This window comes from Rhizobium tibeticum, assembly GCF_900110205.1.
Lineage (GTDB): Bacteria > Pseudomonadota > Alphaproteobacteria > Rhizobiales > Rhizobiaceae > Rhizobium > Rhizobium tibeticum.
This window is the reverse complement of sequence record NZ_FOCV01000030.1, coordinates 20,794-42,282: the sequence shown is the minus strand read 5'-3', so window position 1 is coordinate 42,282 and position 21,489 is coordinate 20,794. Positions and strand designations below refer to the sequence as shown.

The 21,489-nt window shown below is 60.9% G+C and carries 19 protein-coding genes; 15 read left to right on the top strand and 4 right to left on the bottom strand.

What is annotated here, in order from left to right; translation table 11 throughout:
* Positions 1-13 precede the first annotated feature (13 nt).
* Positions 14-1,123, bottom strand: a complete 1,110-nt coding sequence (hppD, locus tag BSG20_RS26255) for a 4-hydroxyphenylpyruvate dioxygenase (protein WP_072380017.1) — start codon at positions 1,121-1,123, stop codon at positions 14-16.
* A 127-nt stretch (positions 1,124-1,250) separates the two neighbouring features.
* Here hppD and BSG20_RS26250 point away from each other — a divergent pair, with 127 nt between their 5' ends.
* Entirely contained in the window at positions 1,251-1,724 is a 474-nt protein-coding gene (locus tag BSG20_RS26250; protein ID WP_072380019.1) for an Lrp/AsnC family transcriptional regulator, read from the top strand.
* Between the two features lies 1 nt (position 1,725).
* On the opposite strand, the gene BSG20_RS26245 is transcribed toward BSG20_RS26250, so the two are convergent.
* On the bottom strand, positions 1,726-2,178 hold the full coding sequence (locus BSG20_RS26245) for a MarR family winged helix-turn-helix transcriptional regulator (protein ID WP_072380022.1): 453 nt from the start codon (positions 2,176-2,178) through the stop codon (positions 1,726-1,728).
* Positions 2,179-2,246: 68 nt separating this feature from the next.
* On the opposite strand from BSG20_RS26245, the gene hmgA reads away from it, so the two are divergent.
* From hmgA to BSG20_RS26225, 4 genes are all read left to right on the top strand, one after another.
* Entirely contained in the window at positions 2,247-3,605 is a 1,359-nt protein-coding gene (hmgA, locus tag BSG20_RS26240) for a homogentisate 1,2-dioxygenase (RefSeq protein ID WP_072380024.1), read from the top strand.
* A gap of 28 nt (positions 3,606-3,633) precedes the next feature.
* A complete protein-coding gene (locus BSG20_RS26235; protein WP_072380026.1) occupies positions 3,634-4,656 on the top strand; it encodes a fumarylacetoacetate hydrolase family protein in 1,023 nt (340 codons plus the stop codon).
* Positions 4,653-5,288, top strand: a complete 636-nt coding sequence (gene maiA / locus BSG20_RS26230) for a maleylacetoacetate isomerase (protein WP_072380028.1) — start codon at positions 4,653-4,655, stop codon at positions 5,286-5,288. Before BSG20_RS26235 ends, maiA begins: the two co-directional genes overlap by 4 nt.
* 194 nt (positions 5,289-5,482) lie before the next feature.
* Entirely contained in the window at positions 5,483-7,498 is a 2,016-nt protein-coding gene (locus tag BSG20_RS26225) for a beta-N-acetylhexosaminidase (RefSeq protein WP_072380030.1), read from the top strand.
* A 5-nt stretch (positions 7,499-7,503) separates the two neighbouring features.
* On the opposite strand, the gene BSG20_RS26220 is transcribed toward BSG20_RS26225, so the two are convergent.
* Positions 7,504-8,700 (bottom strand): ROK family transcriptional regulator, encoded by a 1,197-nt coding sequence (locus BSG20_RS26220; protein WP_072380032.1) that lies wholly within the window; start codon positions 8,698-8,700, stop codon positions 7,504-7,506.
* A gap of 254 nt (positions 8,701-8,954) precedes the next feature.
* Between BSG20_RS26220 and BSG20_RS26215 the strand changes: the two genes are divergently transcribed.
* The 9 genes from BSG20_RS26215 to BSG20_RS26170 all read left to right on the top strand — a co-directional run bounded on the left by BSG20_RS26215 (position 8,955) and on the right by BSG20_RS26170 (position 19,745).
* Positions 8,955-10,124: a Gfo/Idh/MocA family protein gene (locus tag BSG20_RS26215; RefSeq protein WP_093041472.1), complete on the top strand. Its 1,170-nt coding sequence runs from the start codon at positions 8,955-8,957 to the stop codon at positions 10,122-10,124.
* A 5-nt stretch (positions 10,125-10,129) separates the two neighbouring features.
* Complete coding sequence (locus BSG20_RS26210) at positions 10,130-11,302, top strand: dihydrodipicolinate synthase family protein (protein ID WP_072380036.1); 1,173 nt, start codon at positions 10,130-10,132, stop codon at positions 11,300-11,302.
* A gap of 47 nt (positions 11,303-11,349) precedes the next feature.
* Positions 11,350-12,174: a sugar phosphate isomerase/epimerase family protein gene (locus BSG20_RS26205; protein ID WP_072380038.1), complete on the top strand. Its 825-nt coding sequence runs from the start codon at positions 11,350-11,352 to the stop codon at positions 12,172-12,174.
* A gap of 1,526 nt (positions 12,175-13,700) precedes the next feature.
* Positions 13,701-14,366 (top strand): GntR family transcriptional regulator, encoded by a 666-nt coding sequence (locus BSG20_RS26195; RefSeq protein ID WP_072380043.1) that lies wholly within the window; start codon positions 13,701-13,703, stop codon positions 14,364-14,366.
* Positions 14,367-14,712: 346 nt separating this feature from the next.
* A complete protein-coding gene (bioB, locus tag BSG20_RS26190; RefSeq protein ID WP_093041466.1) occupies positions 14,713-15,717 on the top strand; it encodes a biotin synthase BioB in 1,005 nt (334 codons plus the stop codon).
* On the top strand, positions 15,714-16,859 hold the full coding sequence (locus BSG20_RS26185) for an 8-amino-7-oxononanoate synthase (protein ID WP_072380045.1): 1,146 nt from the start codon (positions 15,714-15,716) through the stop codon (positions 16,857-16,859). The genes bioB and BSG20_RS26185 overlap by 4 nt, the downstream gene beginning before the upstream one ends.
* Positions 16,856-17,494: a dethiobiotin synthase gene (gene bioD, locus BSG20_RS26180; protein WP_072380047.1), complete on the top strand. Its 639-nt coding sequence runs from the start codon at positions 16,856-16,858 to the stop codon at positions 17,492-17,494. Before BSG20_RS26185 ends, bioD begins: the two co-directional genes overlap by 4 nt.
* Entirely contained in the window at positions 17,491-18,759 is a 1,269-nt protein-coding gene (locus BSG20_RS26175; RefSeq protein ID WP_072380049.1) for an adenosylmethionine--8-amino-7-oxononanoate transaminase, read from the top strand. Before bioD ends, BSG20_RS26175 begins: the two co-directional genes overlap by 4 nt.
* Positions 18,759-19,745 (top strand): beta-ketoacyl-ACP synthase III, encoded by a 987-nt coding sequence (locus BSG20_RS26170; protein ID WP_072380090.1) that lies wholly within the window; start codon positions 18,759-18,761, stop codon positions 19,743-19,745. Before BSG20_RS26175 ends, BSG20_RS26170 begins: the two co-directional genes overlap by 1 nt.
* 36 nt (positions 19,746-19,781) lie before the next feature.
* Here the strand turns inward: BSG20_RS26170 and BSG20_RS26165 are convergent, their stop codons facing one another.
* The gene (locus tag BSG20_RS26165; protein ID WP_024315250.1) at positions 19,782-20,213 is read right to left on the bottom strand and encodes an Lrp/AsnC family transcriptional regulator; all 432 of its coding nucleotides are present in this window, start codon (positions 20,211-20,213) and stop codon (positions 19,782-19,784) included.
* A gap of 129 nt (positions 20,214-20,342) precedes the next feature.
* On the opposite strand from BSG20_RS26165, the gene BSG20_RS26160 reads away from it, so the two are divergent.
* Complete coding sequence (locus tag BSG20_RS26160; protein WP_072380051.1) at positions 20,343-21,446, top strand: saccharopine dehydrogenase family protein; 1,104 nt, start codon at positions 20,343-20,345, stop codon at positions 21,444-21,446.
* Positions 21,447-21,489: the final 43 nt, after the last annotated feature.

The window sequence follows — 21,489 nt, the reverse complement described above, 5'->3', positions numbered from 1 at the left end:
GTCATTTCGGCCGCTAAGCGGCAGCGGGCTTGATCACGCCACGGCGTATCTGGTCGGCTTCGATGGATTCGAAAAGCGCCCTGAAGTTGCCCTCGCCGAAACCTTCGTCGCCTTTGCGTTGGATGAACTCGAAAAAGATCGGGCCGATAACGGTCTTCGAGAAGATCTGCAACAGGATCTTGGTCGTGCCGCCATCGAGTACGCCTTCGCCATCGATCAGAATGCCGTGCCGACGCATCCTGTCGATCGGTTCGGCGTGGCCGGTGACGCGCTGAACTGACATGTCGTAGTAAGTTTCGGGTGGGCCGGGCATGAAGCGAAGCCCGTTCTCGGCGAGCTTGTCGGTCGCTTCGTAGATGGCGTCGGTTCCGACAGCAATATGCTGGATGCCTTCACCCTTGTACTTCTTCAGATATTCCTCGATCTGGCTGGTATCGTCCTTCGATTCATTCAGCGGAATGCGAATCTTGCCGCACGGCGAGGTGATTGCGCGGCTCATCAGGCCGGTAATGCGGCCATCAATGTTGAAGAAGTGAATCTGCTTGAAATTGAACAGTTCGCGGTAGAAGTCCCACCACTTGTCCATGTTGCCGCGATAGACGTTATGGGTGAGATGGTCGAGATAAAAGAAACCAACGCCGTCTGGCCGCGGATTGGGTTTGCCCAACCAGTCAAACTCGAGATCGTAAGCCGATCCTTTCGCGCCGTAGCGTTCCACGAAGTAGAGAAGCGAGCCGCCAATACCGACGATCGCTGGCACATCGAGCGTCTTGTCGTCGCCCTCGTAAGGGGTCGCGCCCTTGGCGACGGCGTGGTCAAAGGCATGCTTGGCATCGACCACACGCCACGCCATGGCCGGAGCGCAGGGGCCGTGATCGCCGACAAATCGCGTCGCGTGGCTGTCCGGCTCGGCATTGACGAGATAGTTGATGTCACCCTGGCGCCAGACGGTGATGTCCTTGCTCTTGTGCTTGGCAACCGCTCGATACCCCATGCAGGTGAACAGTTCCGCGAGGTTTTCCGGCTGCGGGTGCGCGAATTCGACGAACTCGAACCCATCCGTGCCGGCCGGATTGTCCGTTGTGATTTGAGACGGCGGTGCGTCGTGCGGATAGGGGCCCATTTGCTGCTCCTGATGCTGTAGTCATCTGATGCAAATTATCGCTCCGCTTTCATGCAATGTGCTTGCATTATGGGCATGTTTGGCAAATGTTCCGCACGGAACGTGCAGATAACGGACGGATCTTACAATGTCTGAGCAACTGGATGGATTTGATCGGAAGATCCTCGCCGCGCTCCAAAGCGACGGACGACTGACCAATATCGAACTGTCCGAGCGCATTGCCCTTTCAGCGTCTCAATGTTCGCGACGGCGAACGCGACTGGAAGCCGAGGGCTTCATTCGCGGCTATCAGGCAAAGCTCGATCCGGACAGGCTGGGGCTTAACCTTTTGGTCGTCATCTCGGTGACGCTCGCAACCCACAATCGCGACAACGCTCGCCGCTTTGCGCAATTGGTCAACGGCCTTCCCGAGGTCCTTGAAGCCTATGCGCTGACCGGCGAAATGGACTATCACCTGAAAGTCGCGACCCGTGGCCTGTCCGGCCTTTCGCGCTTCGTCAACGACGTGCTGCTGCCGCACGAATCGGTTCAGCACGTGAAGACCTCGATTGTTCTCAATACGTTGAAGAACTTCGAAGGTTATCCGCTTTCCGGATCATAATTCATTTCGATTTGCGCGACAGTCCCGCAGACGCCTCGATGGCCGCGAGCGCCAGATCGAGATGCCGGATGGCCTCTTCGCCGAGTGTCATGCGCACGGTCTCCTGGTACTTGTCGGCAAGGCGGGTGATTTTTTGATAGTATTGCCGCCCAAGCGCGGTGAGTTCGATCTGCTCGAAGCGTCGGTCGGTGTCGCTTGGAACTCTCTTCAGCCAGTGCCGCTGTTCCAGTGCCTGGACTGCCCGGCTGACCTTTGTCTTGTGCATATGCGAATGCGCGCCGATGTCCTTTGCCGTCATCACCCCGACGCTGCCGAGTGCGGCCAGCGTGCGCCATTCGGGCCGGGTCAGATCAAACTCCTGCTTGTACTGCCGGGCAAATGACAGGCTGACCAGTTCCGATGCCCGGTTGAGCCGGTACGGGATGAAGCCGTCAAGTTCGAATCCATCGGCCATTCCTGCTCCTTGATAGTTACAAAATCGACGGTTACGTTTGTAACTATATAAATGGAGGAGATGCAAGCATGGACACGACCGAAGCACCACGTTCCCGTGCGCGGGCGGGAGCCGGCGAAGTTTCCTACATGCCAGGCTTTGGCAACGATTTTGAGACGGAGGCGCTTCCCGGGACACTGCCACAGGGGCAAAACAGCCCGCAAAAGTGCAACTACGGTCTCTATGCCGAGCAGCTGTCCGGCTCGCCATTCACAGCTCCCCGGGGGACGAACGAGCGCTCCTGGCTCTATCGTATCAGGCCAAGTGTTCGCCACACGCGGCGTTTTACCAATGCGAGCTATCCGTTCTGGAAATCGGCGCCGTGCCTGGACGATCACTCGCTGCCGCTTGGACAGCTGCGGTGGGACCCGATCCCGGCGCCAACGGCCGGCGCGGACTTTCTTGCCGGAATTCGAACGATGACGGCAGCCGGCGATGTGATGACCCAGGTCGGCATGGCCGCGCATGCCTACGCCTTCAACGAAGACATGGTCGACGACTATTTCTTCAATGCCGACGGCGAACTGCTGATTGTGCCTCAGCGCGGCGCCATCAGCGTGTTCACGGAGATGGGTGTCATGGAGGTCGAGCCCGCGGAGATCTGCCTCATCCCCCGTGGGATGATGTTCAAGGTCTCACGTCTCGGCGAGGGAACAGAATGGCGTGGTTACATCTGCGAGAACTACGGAGCAAAGTTCACCATGCCGGATCGCGGGCCGATCGGCGCCAACTGCCTGGCGAACGCCCGCGACTTCAAGACCCCGGTCGCCGCCTTCGAGGACAAGGAGATAGCGTGCCGGGTCCATGTGAAATGGTGCGGCAGGTTCTACATGACGCAGATCGGTCACTCGCCGCTCGACGTCGTGGCATGGCACGGAAACTACACGCCGTTCAAATACGATCTCAGAACCTTCTCCCCGGTCGGGGCGATTCTATTCGATCATCCGGATCCGTCGATTTTCACGGTGCTGACGGCGCCGAGTGGAGAACAGGGCACTGCCAATGTCGACTTCGTGATCTTTCCGCCCCGATGGCTGGTTGCCGAGCACACGTTCCGCCCCCCCTGGTATCATCGCAACATCATGAGCGAGTTCATGGGCCTGATCCTTGGACAATACGATGCCAAGGAAAAGGGCTTCGTTCCAGGCGGCATGAGCCTGCACAACATGATGCTGCCACATGGACCAGATGCGTCCGGCTTCGAAAAGGCGTCCAACTCGGAGCTGAAACCGGTCAAGCTGGATCACACGATGGCGTTCATGTTCGAGACCCGGTTCCCGCAGCAACTGACCAAATACGCGGCGGAACTGGAGACGCTGCAGGACGATTACATCGAGTGTTGGGATGGTCTGGAGCGGCGCTTCGACGGAACGCCGGGCATCAAGTGAGCCACCACAGCGAACGCGGACAGGTCCCATGAAACTTGCCACACTCAAAGACTCCACGCGGGACGGCCGGCTGATCGTCGTCTCCCGCGACCTGACGCGCTTTGCCGATGCGGGCGAGGTCCCCACCTTGCAGGCAGCGCTGGACGACTGGTCGGCCATCGCGCCCAAGCTTGCGCGCATCGCCGAACGCCTGGAAGAAGGCTCTCACCTATCCGAGCCCTTTGATCCACGGACTGTGCATTCGCCTCTGCCGCGCGCCTACCAGTGGGCCGATGGGTCGGCCTACGTCAACCACGTTGAGTTGGTGCGAAAGGCGCGAAACGCGCAGATGCCGACGACGTTCTGGACCGATCCTCTGATGTACCAGGGCGGTTCCGACACGTTCCTGGCGTCTTGTGATCCGATCCTTGCGGCCGACGAGGCCTATGGCATCGATATGGAAGGGGAAGTCGCAGTGATCGTCGACGACGTGCCCATGGGTGCACCGCCGGATCAGGCACGCGAGGCGATCCGGCTGGTGATGTTGGTGAATGACGTCTCACTGCGGGGCCTCATTCCCGATGAGCTTGCCAAGGGATTCGGCTTCTTCCAATCGAAACCCTCATCGGCCTTCTCGCCAGTGGCCGTCACGACAGACGAGCTCGGCGAGGCCTGGAAGGACGGCAAGCTACATCTTCCGCTGCTGGTCAGTCTGAACGGCTCTCCGTTTGGCCGCGCCAATGCCGGCGTCGACATGACATTCGACTTCGGGCAGCTCGTTGCACATGCGGCAAAGACGCGCTCTTTGACCGCAGGCTCTATCATCGGCTCCGGCACGGTTTCCAACAAGCGCGATGGCGGCCCCGGCAGGCCGATTGACGAGGGTGGGGATGGGTATTCCTGTATCGCCGAGATCCGAATGATCGAGACCATCGAGCACGGCGGACCAAGGACGCCGTACCTGCATTTCGGCGATGTCGTTCGCATCGAGATGAACGACAGGCATGGTGCATCGATCTTCGGTGCGATCGAGCAGACGGTGCAACGCTGCGATGGAGACCGGAGGCAATGACGGAGATCGTGCTCTACGGCTACTGGCGCTCCTCGGCGAGCTTTCGGGTCCGCATAGCGCTTCAAATGCTGGGACTTGCCTACGAGACCGTGCCGATCGACCTGCTCGCCTCGGCTCACAAGGATCCGAACTACCTGAGGATCAACCCTCAAGGCCTGGTCCCGAGCCTGCGCATCGACGGACATATCCTGACCCAATCGCTGGCCATCATTGAATACCTGGCCGAAACCCGCCCCGAAAACGGGTTCCTGCCCGATACCGCCGCCGGGCGGCAGCGGGTGAGGGCGCTGTCCTATGCCGTTGCCATGGACGTTCACCCGATCTGCAACCTCAACGTCGTCTCTCACGTCGTCCACCTTACTGGCGAGGAGGGCGCCCGAACGGAGTGGATGATCAAGTTCATCGGCAGCGGACTTCAGGCACTGGAAAAGATGCTTGATGATCCGACAAGCGGCCGCTTCTGTTTTGGCGACACGCCGACCATGGCAGATTTCTGCTTGGTGCCGCAGGTCTACAACGCCCGTCGCTGGGGTATCGAATTGTCGACTTTCCCACGGGTCGCACGCATTGCTGACGCGTGCAATGCAATGCCAGCATTCAAGGCCGCCCATCCGGACGCGGCAAAGCGCTGATAGCGATCGCGGCGCCGCCAACTGCTACGGTTCGGGCGGCTCTTCGGCGACTTGCACGCCCGATAATTTTCTTGCCTCCGATTGACGCCAGCCGACGACAGCTGATTAAATCAAATTGATTGATTAAATGAGAATGAGTCTCGGCGCTGCCGGGACAGCCCCTGTATGTTCAGCAACGTCACCAAGAGACAATCATGATAAAACAGCGCCAACCCGCCCTGCGGCTCGAAACCTCGTGGCAACCCGCATCCGAAGAACGAGGGCAGGCCTATAGCCTCACTCTCAAGAACCTTTCGTCGAACCCAATCGCCGGTTTCAGCCTCTGCATCAGTGGCCCGGGACGCGTGGATCCGGCGGTTCAAATCGAGGGCGGCACGATCGGTCGCCGGCTGTCGAATTTCACCGAATTCCTGCCGCCCGAAAAGTTCGAGCTTGAGGCAGGCAAGACCTGGACATTGACGATCTCCGCTCTCAGCTGGCCGTTCCAGCATTGGACGGATGGTGCCACCGGCGCCTATGTCGCCTTTGCCGACGGCAGCACGTTGTCGCTCTCGGTCGAACCGACCCGCTCGCTCGCCAACAATTCTCCCTTGAAGCGCGGCGCAGAAATCTATCCCGTGCCGGCCAATCCGCCGGTGCCTGTTTCGATCGTGCCGTGGCCGAACGAGGTGTCGGTATCGGGCAAGCGTTCGGTCCCCCCTGGATTTGCCCTTAACGCCAGTGATCCGCGGGCAATTGCCGCGGCGGCCACCTTTACCGGCCTCGTCGAACAGCTTTTTGCCGTCGAGGGGATCGTTCGTCCAGCCTCAGAAGGCGGAATGCCTGCCATGCTGCAGATCGTCGACGGTTTCACACCGGAGGCCTATGGTGTGTCCTTCTCGGATGATATCATTCGCATCTCCGCCAGCACGCAGACGGGCCTGCTCTATGGTCTGATCACGCTCGGCCAGATCTGGCGCGGCGCGCATCGTTATCCGCACGCATTCCGCTTCCCCGTCGAAGGCGAGATCCGCGACGAGCCGTCCATGGGATGGCGTGGCCTTCATCTTGACGTTGCCCGTCAGTTCTATGGCGTGGCTGAAATCAAGAAGTTGCTCGCCATTCTCGCCTGGAACAAGGTCAACCGCTTCCATTGGCACCTGTCGGACGACGAAGCCTGGCGCGTGGAAATCGATGCCTATCCGGCACTGACCGAAGTCGGCGCCTGGCGCGGACACGGACTTGCCATTCCGCCGCTGCTCGGCTCGGGCGCGGCACGTACCGGCGGCTATTACACCAAAGCTGCGGTTCGCGAGATTGTGGCGCACGCCAAGGAACTCGGCATCGAGGTCGTGCCGGAGATCGATGTGCCGGGACATTGCTTTGCCATGCAGCAGGCAATCCCTGAGCTTCGCGACCCGCAGGAGGTCGGAAGCTATTTTTCCGTCCAGGGCTTTCCAGACAACTGCGTGAACCCGGCGCGCGAGAAGACCTACGAGGTTTTGGAAACCATCTTCCGCGAACTGATCGAGCTCTTTCCCTTCAAGACGATCCATATCGGCGCCGACGAGGTGCCGCTCGGTGCCTGGTCGGGGTCCCCGGAAGCGCTGGCGCGGCTGCGCGAGATCGCGGGAGACGCAATGGCTGACGCACACGCCAAGCGCCTCAACGTCATCACCAATGCACACGGCGCCGATGACATCGACGGTTCTGGAGCTGCGGTTCTGCAATCCGTTTTCCTCGCAAGGATCCAGCAGTTCCTTGCCGAGCAAGGCTGCATCACGGGCGGATGGGAAGAAGCTGCGCACGGCAACGTCATCGACAAGACCAAGAGCTATCTCTGCGGCTGGCGCAGCGTCGAAGTCTCGGCCGCCCTTGCCGGTCAAGGCTACGAGATGGTGGTCTGCCCGGGGCAGGTCTACTATCTCGACATGGCAAACAGCCCCGATTGGGACGAGCCCGGCGCCAGCTGGGCAGGGTGGTCGGAGCCGGAGAAGCTCTATAATTTCGATCCTGTCGAAGGCTGGAGCGACGAGCAGAAGATGAAGCTGCGCGGTATCCAGGCCTGCATCTGGTCGGAGCCGATGACCGACCGCGCAGTCTTCGATCGCCTGGTCTTCCCCCGAATCTCGGCGCTTGCCGAGGCCGCCTGGACGAAACCAGCCGACAAATCCTGGGAGCGTTTCAAGGCGCTCGCGGGATTGATGCCGATCCTCTATGGCTATCCGTGATGCTGTCAGCCTAAAGGCTTCTGGAGCACATCGAACCGCGGGTTCGTTTCCGAAAATATCGGCAGAGCCGCGGCGCCCAAAATCGCCGTGTCTCTGCCGGTCGCTCCGATCATGATGCGGGGCAGGCTTCGCTCGGCCCCCGGATTAACCGGCGTGTGCAGTGGTTCCAACTGACGGGCAAGGCGCTGCAACAGCGAAGAAGGCATGGAACCGCCGAGAACGATCGTCTGCGGGTCGAAGGCCAGTTCGAGAAAATCGATCGTCTGGCGCATGGGTTCGGCTGCAGCCTTCGCCCAGGCGTCAATCCGACCGGTCGCTTGCTCGATCAGAGCATCCCGGGTCTCAGGAGCGTACTGCTCATGATCCTGAACGTTGAGATACTCGTAGGCCGAGCCGAGGGAAACATAGCGGTCCAGACAACCACGCTTGCCGCACACGCAGGCCTGGCCATTCGGGACCACGATCATATGGCCGATCTCGCCCGCATTGCTGCGGCTGCCCTTGTAAAGATGACCGTCAAGGAACATGCCGGCGCCGATGCCACCCCCAAGAAACAGGTAGACAAAGCTGCTTAGACCGCGCGCGACGCCATAGAGCCGCTCGCCGATTGCCGCAGCCGTCGCGTCGTTCTCGACGAGAACGGGCACGCCAACCAGACCGGCTAGCTCGCGGGCCACCGGAAAACCTTGCCAACCAGGCAGTGTCACTGGGCTGAGGGATGTCACCCCTTCGGTGGCGTAACGCCCCGGCATCGCGATTCCGACACCGAGGAGGCGGGCGCGATCGAAGCGGAAGTTTCGCTGCAACTCCTCAGCGATACCGGCCAGGATAGGCATCGCCTCGGCAGGCGTCGGCCTGTCGACGGCCCTTTCGATCCTTGCCCGGACGCGTCCCGAAAGATCTGTCAGGACCCCAACTGCATGATCCCGCTCCAGTTCCAGGCCGATGGAATAGGCGCCGTCAGGATTGATCGAATATGGCGTGATCGGCTGGCCGCGCGCGATCTTTTGAGGCGCTTCCGCCTTCAGTAGCTTTGCCCCCTCAAGCTCGTCGACGATGTTGGAGACCGTCTGAGTGCTGAGCGCCGTCAACTTGGCAAGAGCGGCACGCGACAAGGGGCCGCTCGTTCGGATCGCTTCGATCACGACGCGCCGGTTGTGCGATTTTGCCTGCTCGAGGTTGGTGCCTGAAATTGCCTTCATATGTCCGACTTGCGGGAATTCAAACCAATCACTTGTTCTACCGCATAAGAGGTTCCGTGTCGGATATCCAGAAGATTGCGCGCTCCGTCCGAGCCTGGCCCTCGGCTACCAAATTTGCTCCAGATCTCCACACGCGACGCTTGAGATTTCTTGTCGGAGACGCCCTTGGCGGCGGGCCGGGTTGACAGCGCAGAGACTGCATGTCAATTATGTAACTAAATAGTTATTTACTTGGGAGGAAGACGCAGATGGCGATGATATCGCTTGGCATGATCATGCACGGGATTACCGGCCGCATGGGCTACAATCAGCATCTGGTGCGGTCCATTCTGGCGATCCGGGAGCAGGGGGGCCTTCAGCTTGCCAATGGCGACCGCCTGATGCCCGATCCGATCCTCGTTGGACGCAGCGCCGACAAGATCGAAGCGATCGCCCGCAAGCACGGCTTGACGCGCACGACCACCGATCTCGACAGCGCCCTTGCCGATGCGAACAACAAGATTTTCTTTGACGCCGGCTCGACGCAAATGCGCGTATCACTGCTGAAGAAGGCAATCGAAGCCGGCAAGCATGTCTATTGCGAGAAACCTATCTCCGAGACACTTGATGAAGCGCTTTCCGTTGCGACGCTCGCCGAGCAGCGCGGCGTCAAGAACGGCGTCGTTCAGGACAAGCTCTATCTGCCGGGTCTACGCAAGATCGCATTGCTCAAGGACAGCGGCTTCTTCGGCAAGATACTGTCGGTTCGCGGCGAGTTTGGCTACTGGGTATTCGAAGGCGATTGGGGCGTGAAGGCGCAGCGCCCCTCCTGGAACTATCGCGCGGCCGACGGCGGCGGCATGATCCTCGATATGCTGCCGCACTGGCGCTACGTGCTGGACAACCTGTTCGGCGAGGTCAAGGCGGTCAGTTGCTATGCCTCCACCCATATCCCTAGCCGTGTCGACGAGGATGGCAAGACCTACCGGGCCGACGCCGACGATGCAGCTTATTCGACGTTCGAACTCGAGGGCGGCATCGTCGCCCACATCAACTCTTCCTGGACGGTTCGCGTGCGCCGCGACGACCTTGTGACGTTTCAGGTCGACGGCACGCATGGCTCGGCTGTTTGCGGCCTGACGAAGTGCTGGACCCAGCATCGCGTCAACACCCCGAAGCCGGTCTGGAATCCGGACCAGCCGCAGACCATCGACTTCTACAAGACCTGGGACGAGGTTCCGGAAACCCAGGTCTTTGACAACGGCTTCAAGGCCCAATGGGAAGACTACCTGCGCTACGTCGTCGAGGATGCACCGTGGAGATTCACCCTGCGCGAAGGCGCCAAGGGCGTTCAGCTCGCCGAACTGGCGCATAAGAGCTGGAAGGAACGCCGCTGGGTGGACGTTCCCTCGCTCGCCGACACGTCTGTGCGCAAGGTTGCCTGACGATCATGGCAACGACAATTCGCCTTCCCGTTTCCGGCGGCACGTTGCAGGACTACACCGTCGTCAACACACCGCTTGCCGCGCCGCAGCGCCCGGCTGGCGGGCACGCCTTCAACCGTGTTGCCTATGCGGCCGCTCATGTCGTTGTCGATCCGTTGGCCGACAACGATCCCTGGCTCGCCCGCAACATCGACTGGCAACGCACGATCGCGTTCCGCGAATATCTGTGGGATCTCGGTCTCGGCGTCGCCGAGGCGATGGACACGGCCCAGCGCGGCATGGGGCTCGACTGGACCGGTGCCAAAGAGCTCATCGCCAACGTGCAATCGGCCGCGCACCAGCGCCCCGATGCGCTGATTGCCTATGGCGCCGGCACCGACCACTTGCCGCCAGGCCCCGATATCGGCATCGATGATGTGATCCGCGCCTATGAAGAGCAGGTCGCGTATGTCGAAGGGCAGGGTGGCAGGATCATCTTGATGGCAAGCCGCGCTCTCGCCGCAGCTGCCAAGAACCCCGAGGATTACGTGCGCGTCTACGACCGTATCCTGAGGCAGGTCCGCCAGCCGGTCATCATCCACTGGCTCGGCGACATGTTCGATCCTGCGCTTTCGGGTTATTGGGGCTCGCGTGACGACATCGAAGCCATGGAAACGGCGATCGCCATCATCAATGACCACGCAAGCAAGGTGGATGGCGTGAAGATCTCTCTGCTTTCGGCTGAAAAGGAGATCATCATGCGCCGCCGCCTTGATGCGGCGGTGAAGATGTACACCGGCGACGACTTCAACTACGCAGAGCTCATTGCCGGCGATGAACAGGGATATTCGCACGCCCTGCTCGGTATTTTCGATGCCATTGCGCCTGCGGCGAGTGCTGCCCTGCACAAGCTTGCCAAGGACGATCTCGCCGGCTTCCACGATATCCTGGCTCCGACGGTCCCCCTGTCGCGGCACATCTTCAAGGCGCCGACGCGATTCTACAAGACCGGCGTTGTCTTCCTTGCCTATCTCAACGGCTTTCAGAACCACTTCCAGATGCTCGGCGGCCAGCAAAGCGCGCGCTCGATGGTGCATCTTGCCGAGCTGTTCCGGCTCGCCGACAAGGCCCGCGTCCTGCGTGATCCGGATATCGCCGCCGCTCGAATGAAAACGATCCTGGCGACAATCGGCATTTGAACGTCACGGGCATGCACCTCGCGACAGCGGGTGAGGGAGGAAGACACATGGCAGTCGACGGCCTTTCCATCAATCTCGCGACCGTCCGAGAGCAATACAATATGAGGCAGGCCATCGAAGCCTGTCTCAAGCAGGATGTCGTTGCGATCGCGCCCTGGCGCGATCAGGTGCACGCCATTGGCCTCTCGGAAGCCGCCCGGATCGTCGCCGACAACGGGCTGCAGGTAACAGGCCTTTGCCGCGGCGGCATGTTCGCCGCAGCCGACGCTGCAGGACGGGCAGCCGCAATCGACGACAACAGGAAGGCCATCGATGAGGCTGCCGCCCTCAACGCGGACTGCCTGGTCCTCGTCGTCGGCGGTCTGCCCGCCGGATCCCGAGATATCGCACATGCGCGCGAGATGGTGGCCGAAGGCATCGCAGCGATCCTGCCGCATGCGCGTGCAGCCGGCATACCGCTTGCCATCGAACCGCTGCATCCGATGTATGCCGCCGATCGTGCTTGCGTGAACACGCTCGAACAGGCGCTCGACATCTGCGACCTTCTCGGGGACGGCATCGGCGTCGCCATCGACGTCTACCACGTCTGGTGGGATCCGAAGCTTGGGGAGCAGATTTCCCGGGCAGGCGCCGGCGGCCGCATCCTTGCCCACCATATCTGCGACTGGCTGGTTCCCACCACCGACCTGTTGCTCGACCGCGGGATGATGGGAGACGGTGTCATCGACCTCAAAGGGATCCGTCGCGCCATCGAGGCGGCGGGTTACCAAGGCCCTCAGGAGGTCGAGATCTTTTCGGCGGGGAACTGGTGGAAGCGGCCCGGGGAAAAGGTGCTTGCAACCTGCATTGATCGCTTCCGTAGCGCCTGCTGAACCTGCTGAACCCAAGAGCTAAACTCTTGGTTAACCATACGTATTTGCACGGACGGTAGCTAACTCTGCGTTTCGTTCCGCTGGACGGTATGCACTTGAAGTGGAGTTCGGCCCGAAAAATCGCTTCCGAGAGGGATCCAAGCCCGCTGTTTTGCGCCAAAACGGATCTGGAGCGCCGAAGCGCAGGCAACTAGAATCTCGGATTGGGCGGTGATTTGTCAACCGCATCCGCACGGCTATCTGGGGATTAACGACTTGAGAACCAGCCTTCACGGGGAACCACGGCGAGCCGATGTTGATACGCAAAGGCGCTGACGGCTGCGACAGGAGGCGTCATTCGTTCTAATTGTTCCCCGCGGGGAACTTCGCCCGGTTGTTTGAACGGCGCTCGCTACCAGGGACCCCGCACCACCCGAACCGCGAGCAAGTGGCCCGGCCGTCATTTGAGCTCAGCCACCGTCAACGCCCACCGCGTCTTTGCCTCGTTCGCCGCGCCGCCAACACGTTTCCGCGACCCTTGCGAGCCATCGCCAGATTCAGCCCGTCGCGGCAGCAACCGTGCCGCCCCGCGCGCCCGTTGTCGCAGACGCACCTAAGCGATCTCTCTCCGCCACTGCCGATATCGCACACCGATCATTCACCGGTTGGCCGGCAATGGCGAGCGATATCGCGCCGAGAAAATCACCTCTTTCACCGCACCACCATCTGGCGCCTGCGTTCACGCTGACCACGCAGCCCTTCAAATATCGCGCATCCCTCGTCAACGTCGTCGCCCGCGAACCGGGCCAGTGTCCCGCGAAAAGGCAGGCCTCACGGCTAGCCATTCGAAAATTCATGCCCATCCAAATTCCGCGTGCAACCGCGCCTGCTCGCGAACGACCCGGTCGGAGCCCCTGCCGGCCGCATCAAACCCGGCGCCTAGCACCACCAGGACTGCTAATGTCGGAGCGATTGCGTAACGCGCAAAGCACCTCGCCGAAGCCGAACTGCACCTCTTCAACAAGGGTTCACGAGACTAGTCGCATGCCCGGCTTGCGTCTTGCTGCATCAGCCAGCCGAGCGCCTCCAACTGATCCAGAGGAGACACGCCTCACCACACCGGGTTGCATTTGATGCCCCCACCCAATCAAGACCGGCGCGACCCAAGGATCAGCGGCGACCCAGCGACTGCGACAGCAAGCGAAACATCACGCCCCTTGTGAGCACCGCCCCACCTCATCCGCGGCATGGTGAGCAAAGGTTGATAGGTGAGCGAGCATCCGATGTCGCTCAATGGGCGCCCGGGTGGTCGCGCAGTGATGTCACTCACCCCAGCGCACCGGCTCCACGAAAGTCGCAATCTTTACCCGACGAAGGCGAGCGGCAAGCCATTCTTGACACTGGCTTCAACCTCGAAAACGGCAGGATCTGTCACGCGAGAAAACCAATCCGTTCATGACACGATCTGGGCCGAAGCGGCCGACAAATCCACAGCCGCGCATGGCACGCACCTCGACAGCGTCGAGCGCAGGAACTATCTCTAAAATATGACTATTCATAACGACGACACGATAGCGGGCCGGATAAGTCGCGCGCTCGCAGAGCGCATTGTGACAGGTGCCTTGCCGCCCGGCTCGAAGCTAAAGCAGGACCACATCGCCGAGGAGTTCGGGTCCTCGCACGTACCCGTGCGCGAGGCCCTTCGTCGTCTCGAAGCGCAAGGCCTCGCCGTCAGCGAGCCGCGGCGTGGCGTTCGTGTCGCCTCGTTTGATCTCAAGGAAGTGCAGGAGGTCGCCAAGATGCGCGCAGCACTTGAAGGTCTTGCTCTTCGCCATTCGGCCGAACACCTGACGCCGTCCCGTCTCGATCAGGCCGAACAGGCGACGATCGACGGTGACAACGCGCGCGATGTCCGCACCTGGGAAGAGGCCAATCGCAGGTTTCACAAGCTCATCCTCGACCCTTGCGGCATGCCGCGGCTGCTCTCGGCCATTGACGACCTGCATGCAGCAAGCGCCCGATTTCTGTTCGCCACCTGGCTGACAGACTGGGAGCCACGCGTCGACAAGGACCATCGCGCCATTCTTGCGTTTCTCCGCGCCGGCAAGGTCGAGAATGCGGTGACCGCGCTGGAGCGGCACGTGCAATGGATCGGAGGACCGTCGCGGCGAATGCAGCACGCGTCCCGCAATCGGTTTGCAATCGTCGGCTAGAGCCAACGGCGCCTACCTAGGTTCCATGCGGTTTGCGCATCGGCGTGATAGTGACCTGCTCCCTCGTCTGCGACAGGGCAATCGCCAAGCGTGCCTCCGGCGCCATCTAACGCTCTTTGCGAGCGGAGGCACCCCAGGTCCCAGAGGTGGCCCGAGTCCCGGCTGTTGCGACAGCGATGGCAGGCCCCCGAAGATGCAGTCTTGAGCCAGAGGCGAGCCTACCTGCCCAATCCCTTCAGAAGATGACACAGAAAAACGCGCTTGCCTAAGACAGCGGCATATTATTATAGATAAAATTGATTTCTATCTACGCGTCGCCATTCCATAGTGCAAAGGTTTCGGACATATGCAACCTCATATTGACCATCCGGCCCAAGAAATCCCCTGCAACGGCAGCTCTCGTGAGCCGGTAACGCAACCGGAGGCCCGTTTTATCTATAATTTGCCATTCAACGACCTTCTGTTTCGTGCCCATAGCATCCATCGGGCCAATTTCGACCCGAACGCGGTGCAGATGAGCCGCCTCCTGTCGGTCAAGACCGGCGGATGTGCTGAAGATTGCGGCTATTGCAGCCAGTCTGCCCACTATCAGACTGGCCTCAAGGCGTCGAAACTCATGCAGGTCGAGCGCGTTCTTTCCGAAGCGCAAAGAGCCAAGGACGGGGGTGCAACGCGGTACTGCATGGGTGCTGCCTGGCGCAGCCCAAAGGATCGCGACATCGATGCAATCGTCGCGATGGTCGAGGGCGTAAGGGCGCTCGGCATGGAAACGTGCATGACGCTTGGCATGTTGACAACGCAGCAATCTGCCAGGCTCGCCGACGCCGGCCTCGACTACTACAACCACAACGTTGACACCTCGGAGCGCTTCTATAGCGAGATTATCACGACCCGCACGTTTGCCGATCGGCTGGAGACGCTGGCCAATGTCCGCAAGGCCGGCATCAAGGTCTGCGCAGGCGGTATTCTCGGCATGGGCGAGACATCGGAAGACCGCATCTCGATGCTTGTCACGCTTGCAAACCTGCCGACCCCGCCCGAAAGCGTCCCCATCAATATGCTCATCCCGATTCCCGGATCGAGACTTGCCAATGCAGAGCCGATCGACCCGATCGACTTCGTCCGCACAATCGCACTGGCGCGTATTCTGATGCCGTCGTCCCACGTGCGCCTGTCGGCGGGACGCACCGATATGTCAGACGAAACCCAGGCGCTCTGTTTCTTTGCTGGTGCCAATTCAATTTTCGTAGGCGAAACCTTGTTGACCGCCGACAACCCCGGCGAGGATCACGACGCAGCCCTCTTCCGTCGCCTCGGGCTGAAGGCGGAGCAGTTGGAGCGCGCGGAATGACCGCCGCCAGCCTTGCGATTTACGAGCGCCAGCTCGCTGGTCTTGATCGCAAAGGGAGGAGCCGGACCCTTGTCGCGCCGTCCGGCACCGATTTCACCTCGAACGACTATCTTGGCCTCGCCCATTCACAGCGGCTCAAGGATGCCCTTCGGGATGCCCTGGACCGCGGCATGCCGGTCGGGGCAGGCGGCTCCCGCCTGCTGCGTGGCAATCATCCGGAGCATGAGGCGCTGGAGCGGGATGCCGCGACATATTTCGGGGCCGAGCGAGCGCTTTATTTCGGCAGCGGCTATGCAGCCAATGTTGCGTTGTTCTCGACCTTGCCACAACGCAAGGACATCATCGTCCACGACGCCCTGATCCATGCCAGTGCCCATGAGGGGATTTCGGCGAGCCGTGCGCCATCGATCGCAACCCCGCACAACGATGTGGACGCGGTCGCCGATGCCGTTCGCACATGGCGTCGCGCTGGCGGCACCGGCCGACCGTGGATCGCCGTCGAGAGCCTCTACTCGATGGACGGAGATCAAGCGCCGCTTCGCGCGTTGGCGCAGCTTGCGACAGAGCATGACGGTTTCCTCGTCGTCGACGAGGCGCACGCGACGGGCGTCTTCGGTGAAGGCGGGCGCGGTCTGACCGAATGTCTGGGGCATCCGGAAAACTGCATCACGCTGCACACCTGCGGCAAGGCGCTCGGAGCATCGGGCGCGATCGTCGTCGGACCGGCAATCATCTGCGATTTCCTCATCAACCGCGCCCGGAACTTCATCTACTCGACGGCGCCGTCTCCGCTGATGGCGGCGACGCTGCGAGAGTCATTGCGGATCCTGGCCGATGAACCGGAGCGTCGCGATAAGCTCGCTAAACTTGTGTCCTTTGCCAGTCGCGAGATGGAAACAACGATTGGGATGCGATCCAGCAAGACGCAGATCCAGCCAGTTTTGATCGGCAATAATCGCCGCGCGGTACGGCTCGCCGAGCGCCTTCGAAGCGATGATTTCGACGTCAGGCCCATTCGTCCCCCGACCGTACCGGACGGCACGGCGCGACTGCGCATCTCCATTACCCTCAACGTTGATCAAGCGACCATTTCGCGGCTGTTCGAGTGCCTGTCCGTTGCCATGCGAAAGGAGCAGGAATGATGGCGCGCTTCGTTGTCACCGGCACCGACACCGGTATCGGCAAGACTGTCTTCGCTGCCGCTTTGACGTCCGCCCTCGGCGCTTGCTACTGGAAGCCCGTCCAATCGGGGCTGGAAGAAGAAACGGACGCTGAAACGGTCGCACGATTGGGCAATGTTCCGGCCGAACGGATCGTTCGGGAGGCCTACCGGCTAAAGACCCCCGCTTCTCCGCACCATGCGGCGATGCTCGACGACGTGGAGATAGATCCAGGCGCACTCTCGCCGCAGGCGATTACCGGCTCGCTTGTCGTCGAAGGCGCCGGCGGCGTTCTCGTACCCCTGACGTCAAAGACCCTGTTCGCCGACGTCTTCGCCCGCTGGCAGGTGCCTGTCATTCTTTGCGCCCGCACCTCGCTCGGCACCATCAATCACACATTGATGTCGGTCGAGGCGTTGCAGCGACGAACCGTCCCCATCTTCGGCATTGCCTTCATAGGCGAGGAGAACCTCGAGACGCAGAGGATTATCGTGAAGATGAGCGGCGTGCGCACGTTGGGGCGACTGGCGCCGACCAACCCACTAACCCATGAGAGACTTATCGAAGCCTTTCATCGGGGGTTCGACATCACGATGTTTCGGAGCCTGCAGGCATGACGCGTTCCCCCATATGGCATCCATTCACGCAGCACGCTCTTGAGCCAGCGATGAAGAAGGTCGTCGCCACGGAAGGCGCATATCTGGTCGACGAAGCCGGCAATCGCATTCTCGATGCGATTTCATCCTGGTGGGTGATCACCCACGGCCACCGGCACCCGACGATCATGGAGGCGATCCGCCAGGCGACGGATGTCTACGACCAGATCATCTTTGCCGAATACACCCACGCCCCCGCCGAGGATCTTGCCCGTGGTCTTACCGAGGTAAGCCCGGCTGGGCTGCAGCACGTCTTCTATTCCGACAGTGGCTCGACGGCAGTCGAAGTCGCCCTGAAGATGGCGCTCGGCTTCTTCCACAATACCGGTCGACGACGCGACCGGATCGTTGTGATGGAGCATGGCTATCATGGCGACACGATCGGAACCATGTCCGTCGGTGAAAGGGGCGTCTTCAACGCCGCCTATGAGCCCTTGCTGTTTGGTGTCGATTCACTTCCATTTCCGGAGCGAGGCCTGGAGCAAAAAACGCTTGATGCGTTCGAGGTAGCGTGCTGCTCGGGCAGGGTCGCGGCCCTTTTGATCGAGCCGCTGGTGCTTGGCGCCGGTGGCATGAAGATGTTTAGCCCTTCCTTGCTTGGCGAACTCAGGAAAATTGCCCAACGCCACGGGGTGCTCCTCATCGCGGATGAGGTGATGACGGGCTGGGGCAGGACCGGTAGCCTGTTTGCGTGCGCTCGGGCTGGCATTCTTCCCGACATCTTCTGTACCTCGAAGGGCCTGACCGGGGGCGCCATGCCGCTTGCTGCAACGCTTTGCACAGGTGAGATCTTTGAAGCGCATCTTTCGACCGATCGCCGGAAGACATTCTTCCATTCAAGTTCCTACACTGCCAATCCGATTGCCTGTGCGGCAGCAGTTGCCAATCTGAAGATCTGGACGGAGGAGCCGGTCCAGGCGCGCATCGATCGCCTTGTTGCATGGCAAGGGCAGGCGCTGCAACGCTTTGTCGGGGATCCACGATTCAGGAACGTCCGGCAATCTGGAACCATTGCCGCGCTGGACCTCGCCGTTCCCTCAGATGGATATTTAGCCGACATAGGACCGCGGCTGCGCGCCTTCTTCCGCGAGCGCAACCTTCTCATCCGCCCTCTAGGAAACGTCATCTACCTCATGCCGCCATACTGCGTGTCGGAAGCCGAGATCGACCGCCTCTATGATGCGATTGACGAGGCAGCAAGCGTCCTGATCGGAACGGCAGCATGATGAGCGTCCGCTCCGCGCGCATCGCAGGTTTTGGCCACGCCGTTCCGGGTCGCTGCGTCGAAAACACCGAGATCGAACAATCCCTCGGGCTCGAGACCGGCTGGATCGAACGTCGCACCGGCATCCGTACCCGCTATTGGGCAGAAGACGGCGACACCCTTAGCGGCCTTGCCGTCAAAGCAGGAGCCATGGCCCTCGATAACGCCGGAACCGATCGATCTGAGATCGGCTTGATGCTCCTTGCAACCTCGACACCGGATCACCTGCTGCCGCCGTCGGCACCGCTTGTTGCCCATAAACTCGGACTTGCAAATTCGGGCGCGATCGACCTGGCCGGCGCCTGCTCGGGATTTCTCTACGCGTTGACGCTCGCGGACGGTTTCGTGCGCACGCAGGGCAAGGCCGTTCTTGTCGTCGCCGCCAATATCCTCAGCCGTCGCATCAACCCGGCTGAACGAGCCAGTAGCGTTCTGTTTGCAGATGCAGCAGGCGCGGTCGTGCTGACGCCGGCAAGCGATCCCGCCACCGGCATCCTCGGCACCGATCTATGCTCCGAAGGCAGCGGCTATGAGCTGATCTCGATCGCCGCAGGCGGCAGTAACAAACCCTTTTCACCGGAGCGCGCCGCTGAGGAATATCTGATGACGATGCGGGACGGACGCGAGGTGTTTTCGCGGGCGGTTGACATGATGAGCAACGCCTCGAAAAGGGCGCTCGACAGGGCGGCCATTGAGACCGCAGCGATCACCAGATTCGTGCCACACCAGGCCAATGTCCGGATATTCCAGGCGGTCGCAGCCAACCTAGGGATCGAACCCGAACGGACCGTCTGCTCGCTCGACCGGTTCGGAAATTCTTCGGCCGCGACAATCCCGCTCTCCTTGTCGCTCGACGCAGCCGCGCGACCGCTGCAGGAAGGTGAAACCCTGCTTCTGGCCGCAGCAGGCGCCGGTCTCACCGGTGCGGCGGTCGTCTATCGTGCCTAGTGCCCCGTCAAAGTAGGGCACGGCCATGACGCGCCACTAGCGGTTGATGCGCGTCGACAGAATGATTGAGGAGAGCGTCTTCTCGACGCCATCGATATCGCCAATCTTGTCGATGACCATGTCGAGTTCGCTGATCGATGCCGACGCAACGATTGCGATCATGTCGAAACTGCCGCTCACCGAATAAACCGAGCGGACATCGGCAATCGCCTGTAGCTCCTGCGTGACGCGTCCGAGCGCCTTGGCCGCCAAGGTAATTAGCACGTGCGCCTTTATCTGGCCGCTCTCGAAGTCATCAGAAAGCCGCACGCCATAGCCGGCAATGACGCCGTCCCGCTCAAGCCGCTCGATCTTGGCTTGGACCGTGGTGCGCGACAGGCCGAGCCTGCGCGCCAGCATGGCGGTGGACAGGCGGGCGTTTTCGCTGAGAATCGACAGAAGCTGCCGATCCTTGTCACTCATCGTCATATTGATCAACCTGAACGGCAGTATGCCAAATAAATCTAGTCGATTTTATCATTCTCGCGCTGTGAATCAACCAAACCGACGGGAATAAAGAAAGCATAAAGATTTCTCGATCCAACAGAGGGAACGCATATGAAAAACATCGTTGTCATCGGCGCCGGCAAGATCGGCTCGACGATCGCCCGTCTTCTCATCCATTCCGGCGACTATCATGTCACGCTTGCCGACCGCAGCAGGCAGCAGCTGGACCACATGGAGGCGAACCCGGCGCTCGGCCTGGCGGAAGTCGACATCGCCGACCACGCAGCCCTCGTCAAACTTCTCTCCGGCAAGTTCGCCGTCCTGAGTGCCGCGCCGTACCACCTGACCATCGCGATTGCCGAGGCTGCCGCGGAGGCCGGCGTGCATTACCTCGATTTGACCGAGGACGTCGAATCCACCCGCAGCGTGAAAGCGATCGCCGCCAGCGCATCCACCGCGTTCATTCCGCAATGTGGCCTCGCGCCAGGCTTCATCTCGATCGTTGCCAATGATCTAGCAAGCCGCTTCGACAAGCTCGACAGCGTCCGCATGCGCGTTGGTGCGCTGCCGCAGTATCCGTCGAATGCCTTGAACTACAATCTGACCTGGAGCACGGACGGCGTCATCAACGAATACATCGAGCCTTGCGAGGCGATCGTCGATGGACAGCTGATCGAGGTACCGGCCCTGGAAGAACGTGAAGAGTTCTCCCTTGATGGCGTGACTTATGAGGCCTTCAACACCTCCGGCGGCCTTGGCACGCTGTGCGAAACGCTGAAGGACAAGGTCCGGACCTTGAACTATCGCACCATCCGCTACCCCGGTCATGCCGCCATCATGAAAGCGCTGCTCAGCGATCTCGGCCTGCGCCACCGCCGCGACGTCCTCAAGGATATTCTGGAGCACGCATTGCCTTCGACGATGCAGGATGTCGTGATCATCTTCGTCACCGTGTCCGGCTGGAAGAACGGCCGCCTTGTGCAGGAGACCTACGCTAACAAGGTCTACAGCGCCGTCGTCGCCGGCCGCATGATGAGCGCCATCCAGATCACCACAGCATCGAGCATCTGCGCCGTACTTGACATGCTGGCCAAGGACGAGCTGCCGACGAAGGGCTTCGTCCGGCAGGAAGACATCGGTCTCGACATGTTCCTCGACAGCCGCTTCGGGCACTACTATGCCCAGAAGGCTTACGGTGAAAAGATCGCCGGCTGATCCGCTTAGCTGAAGCAATCAACAGAAAACGCCCGGCCATCGT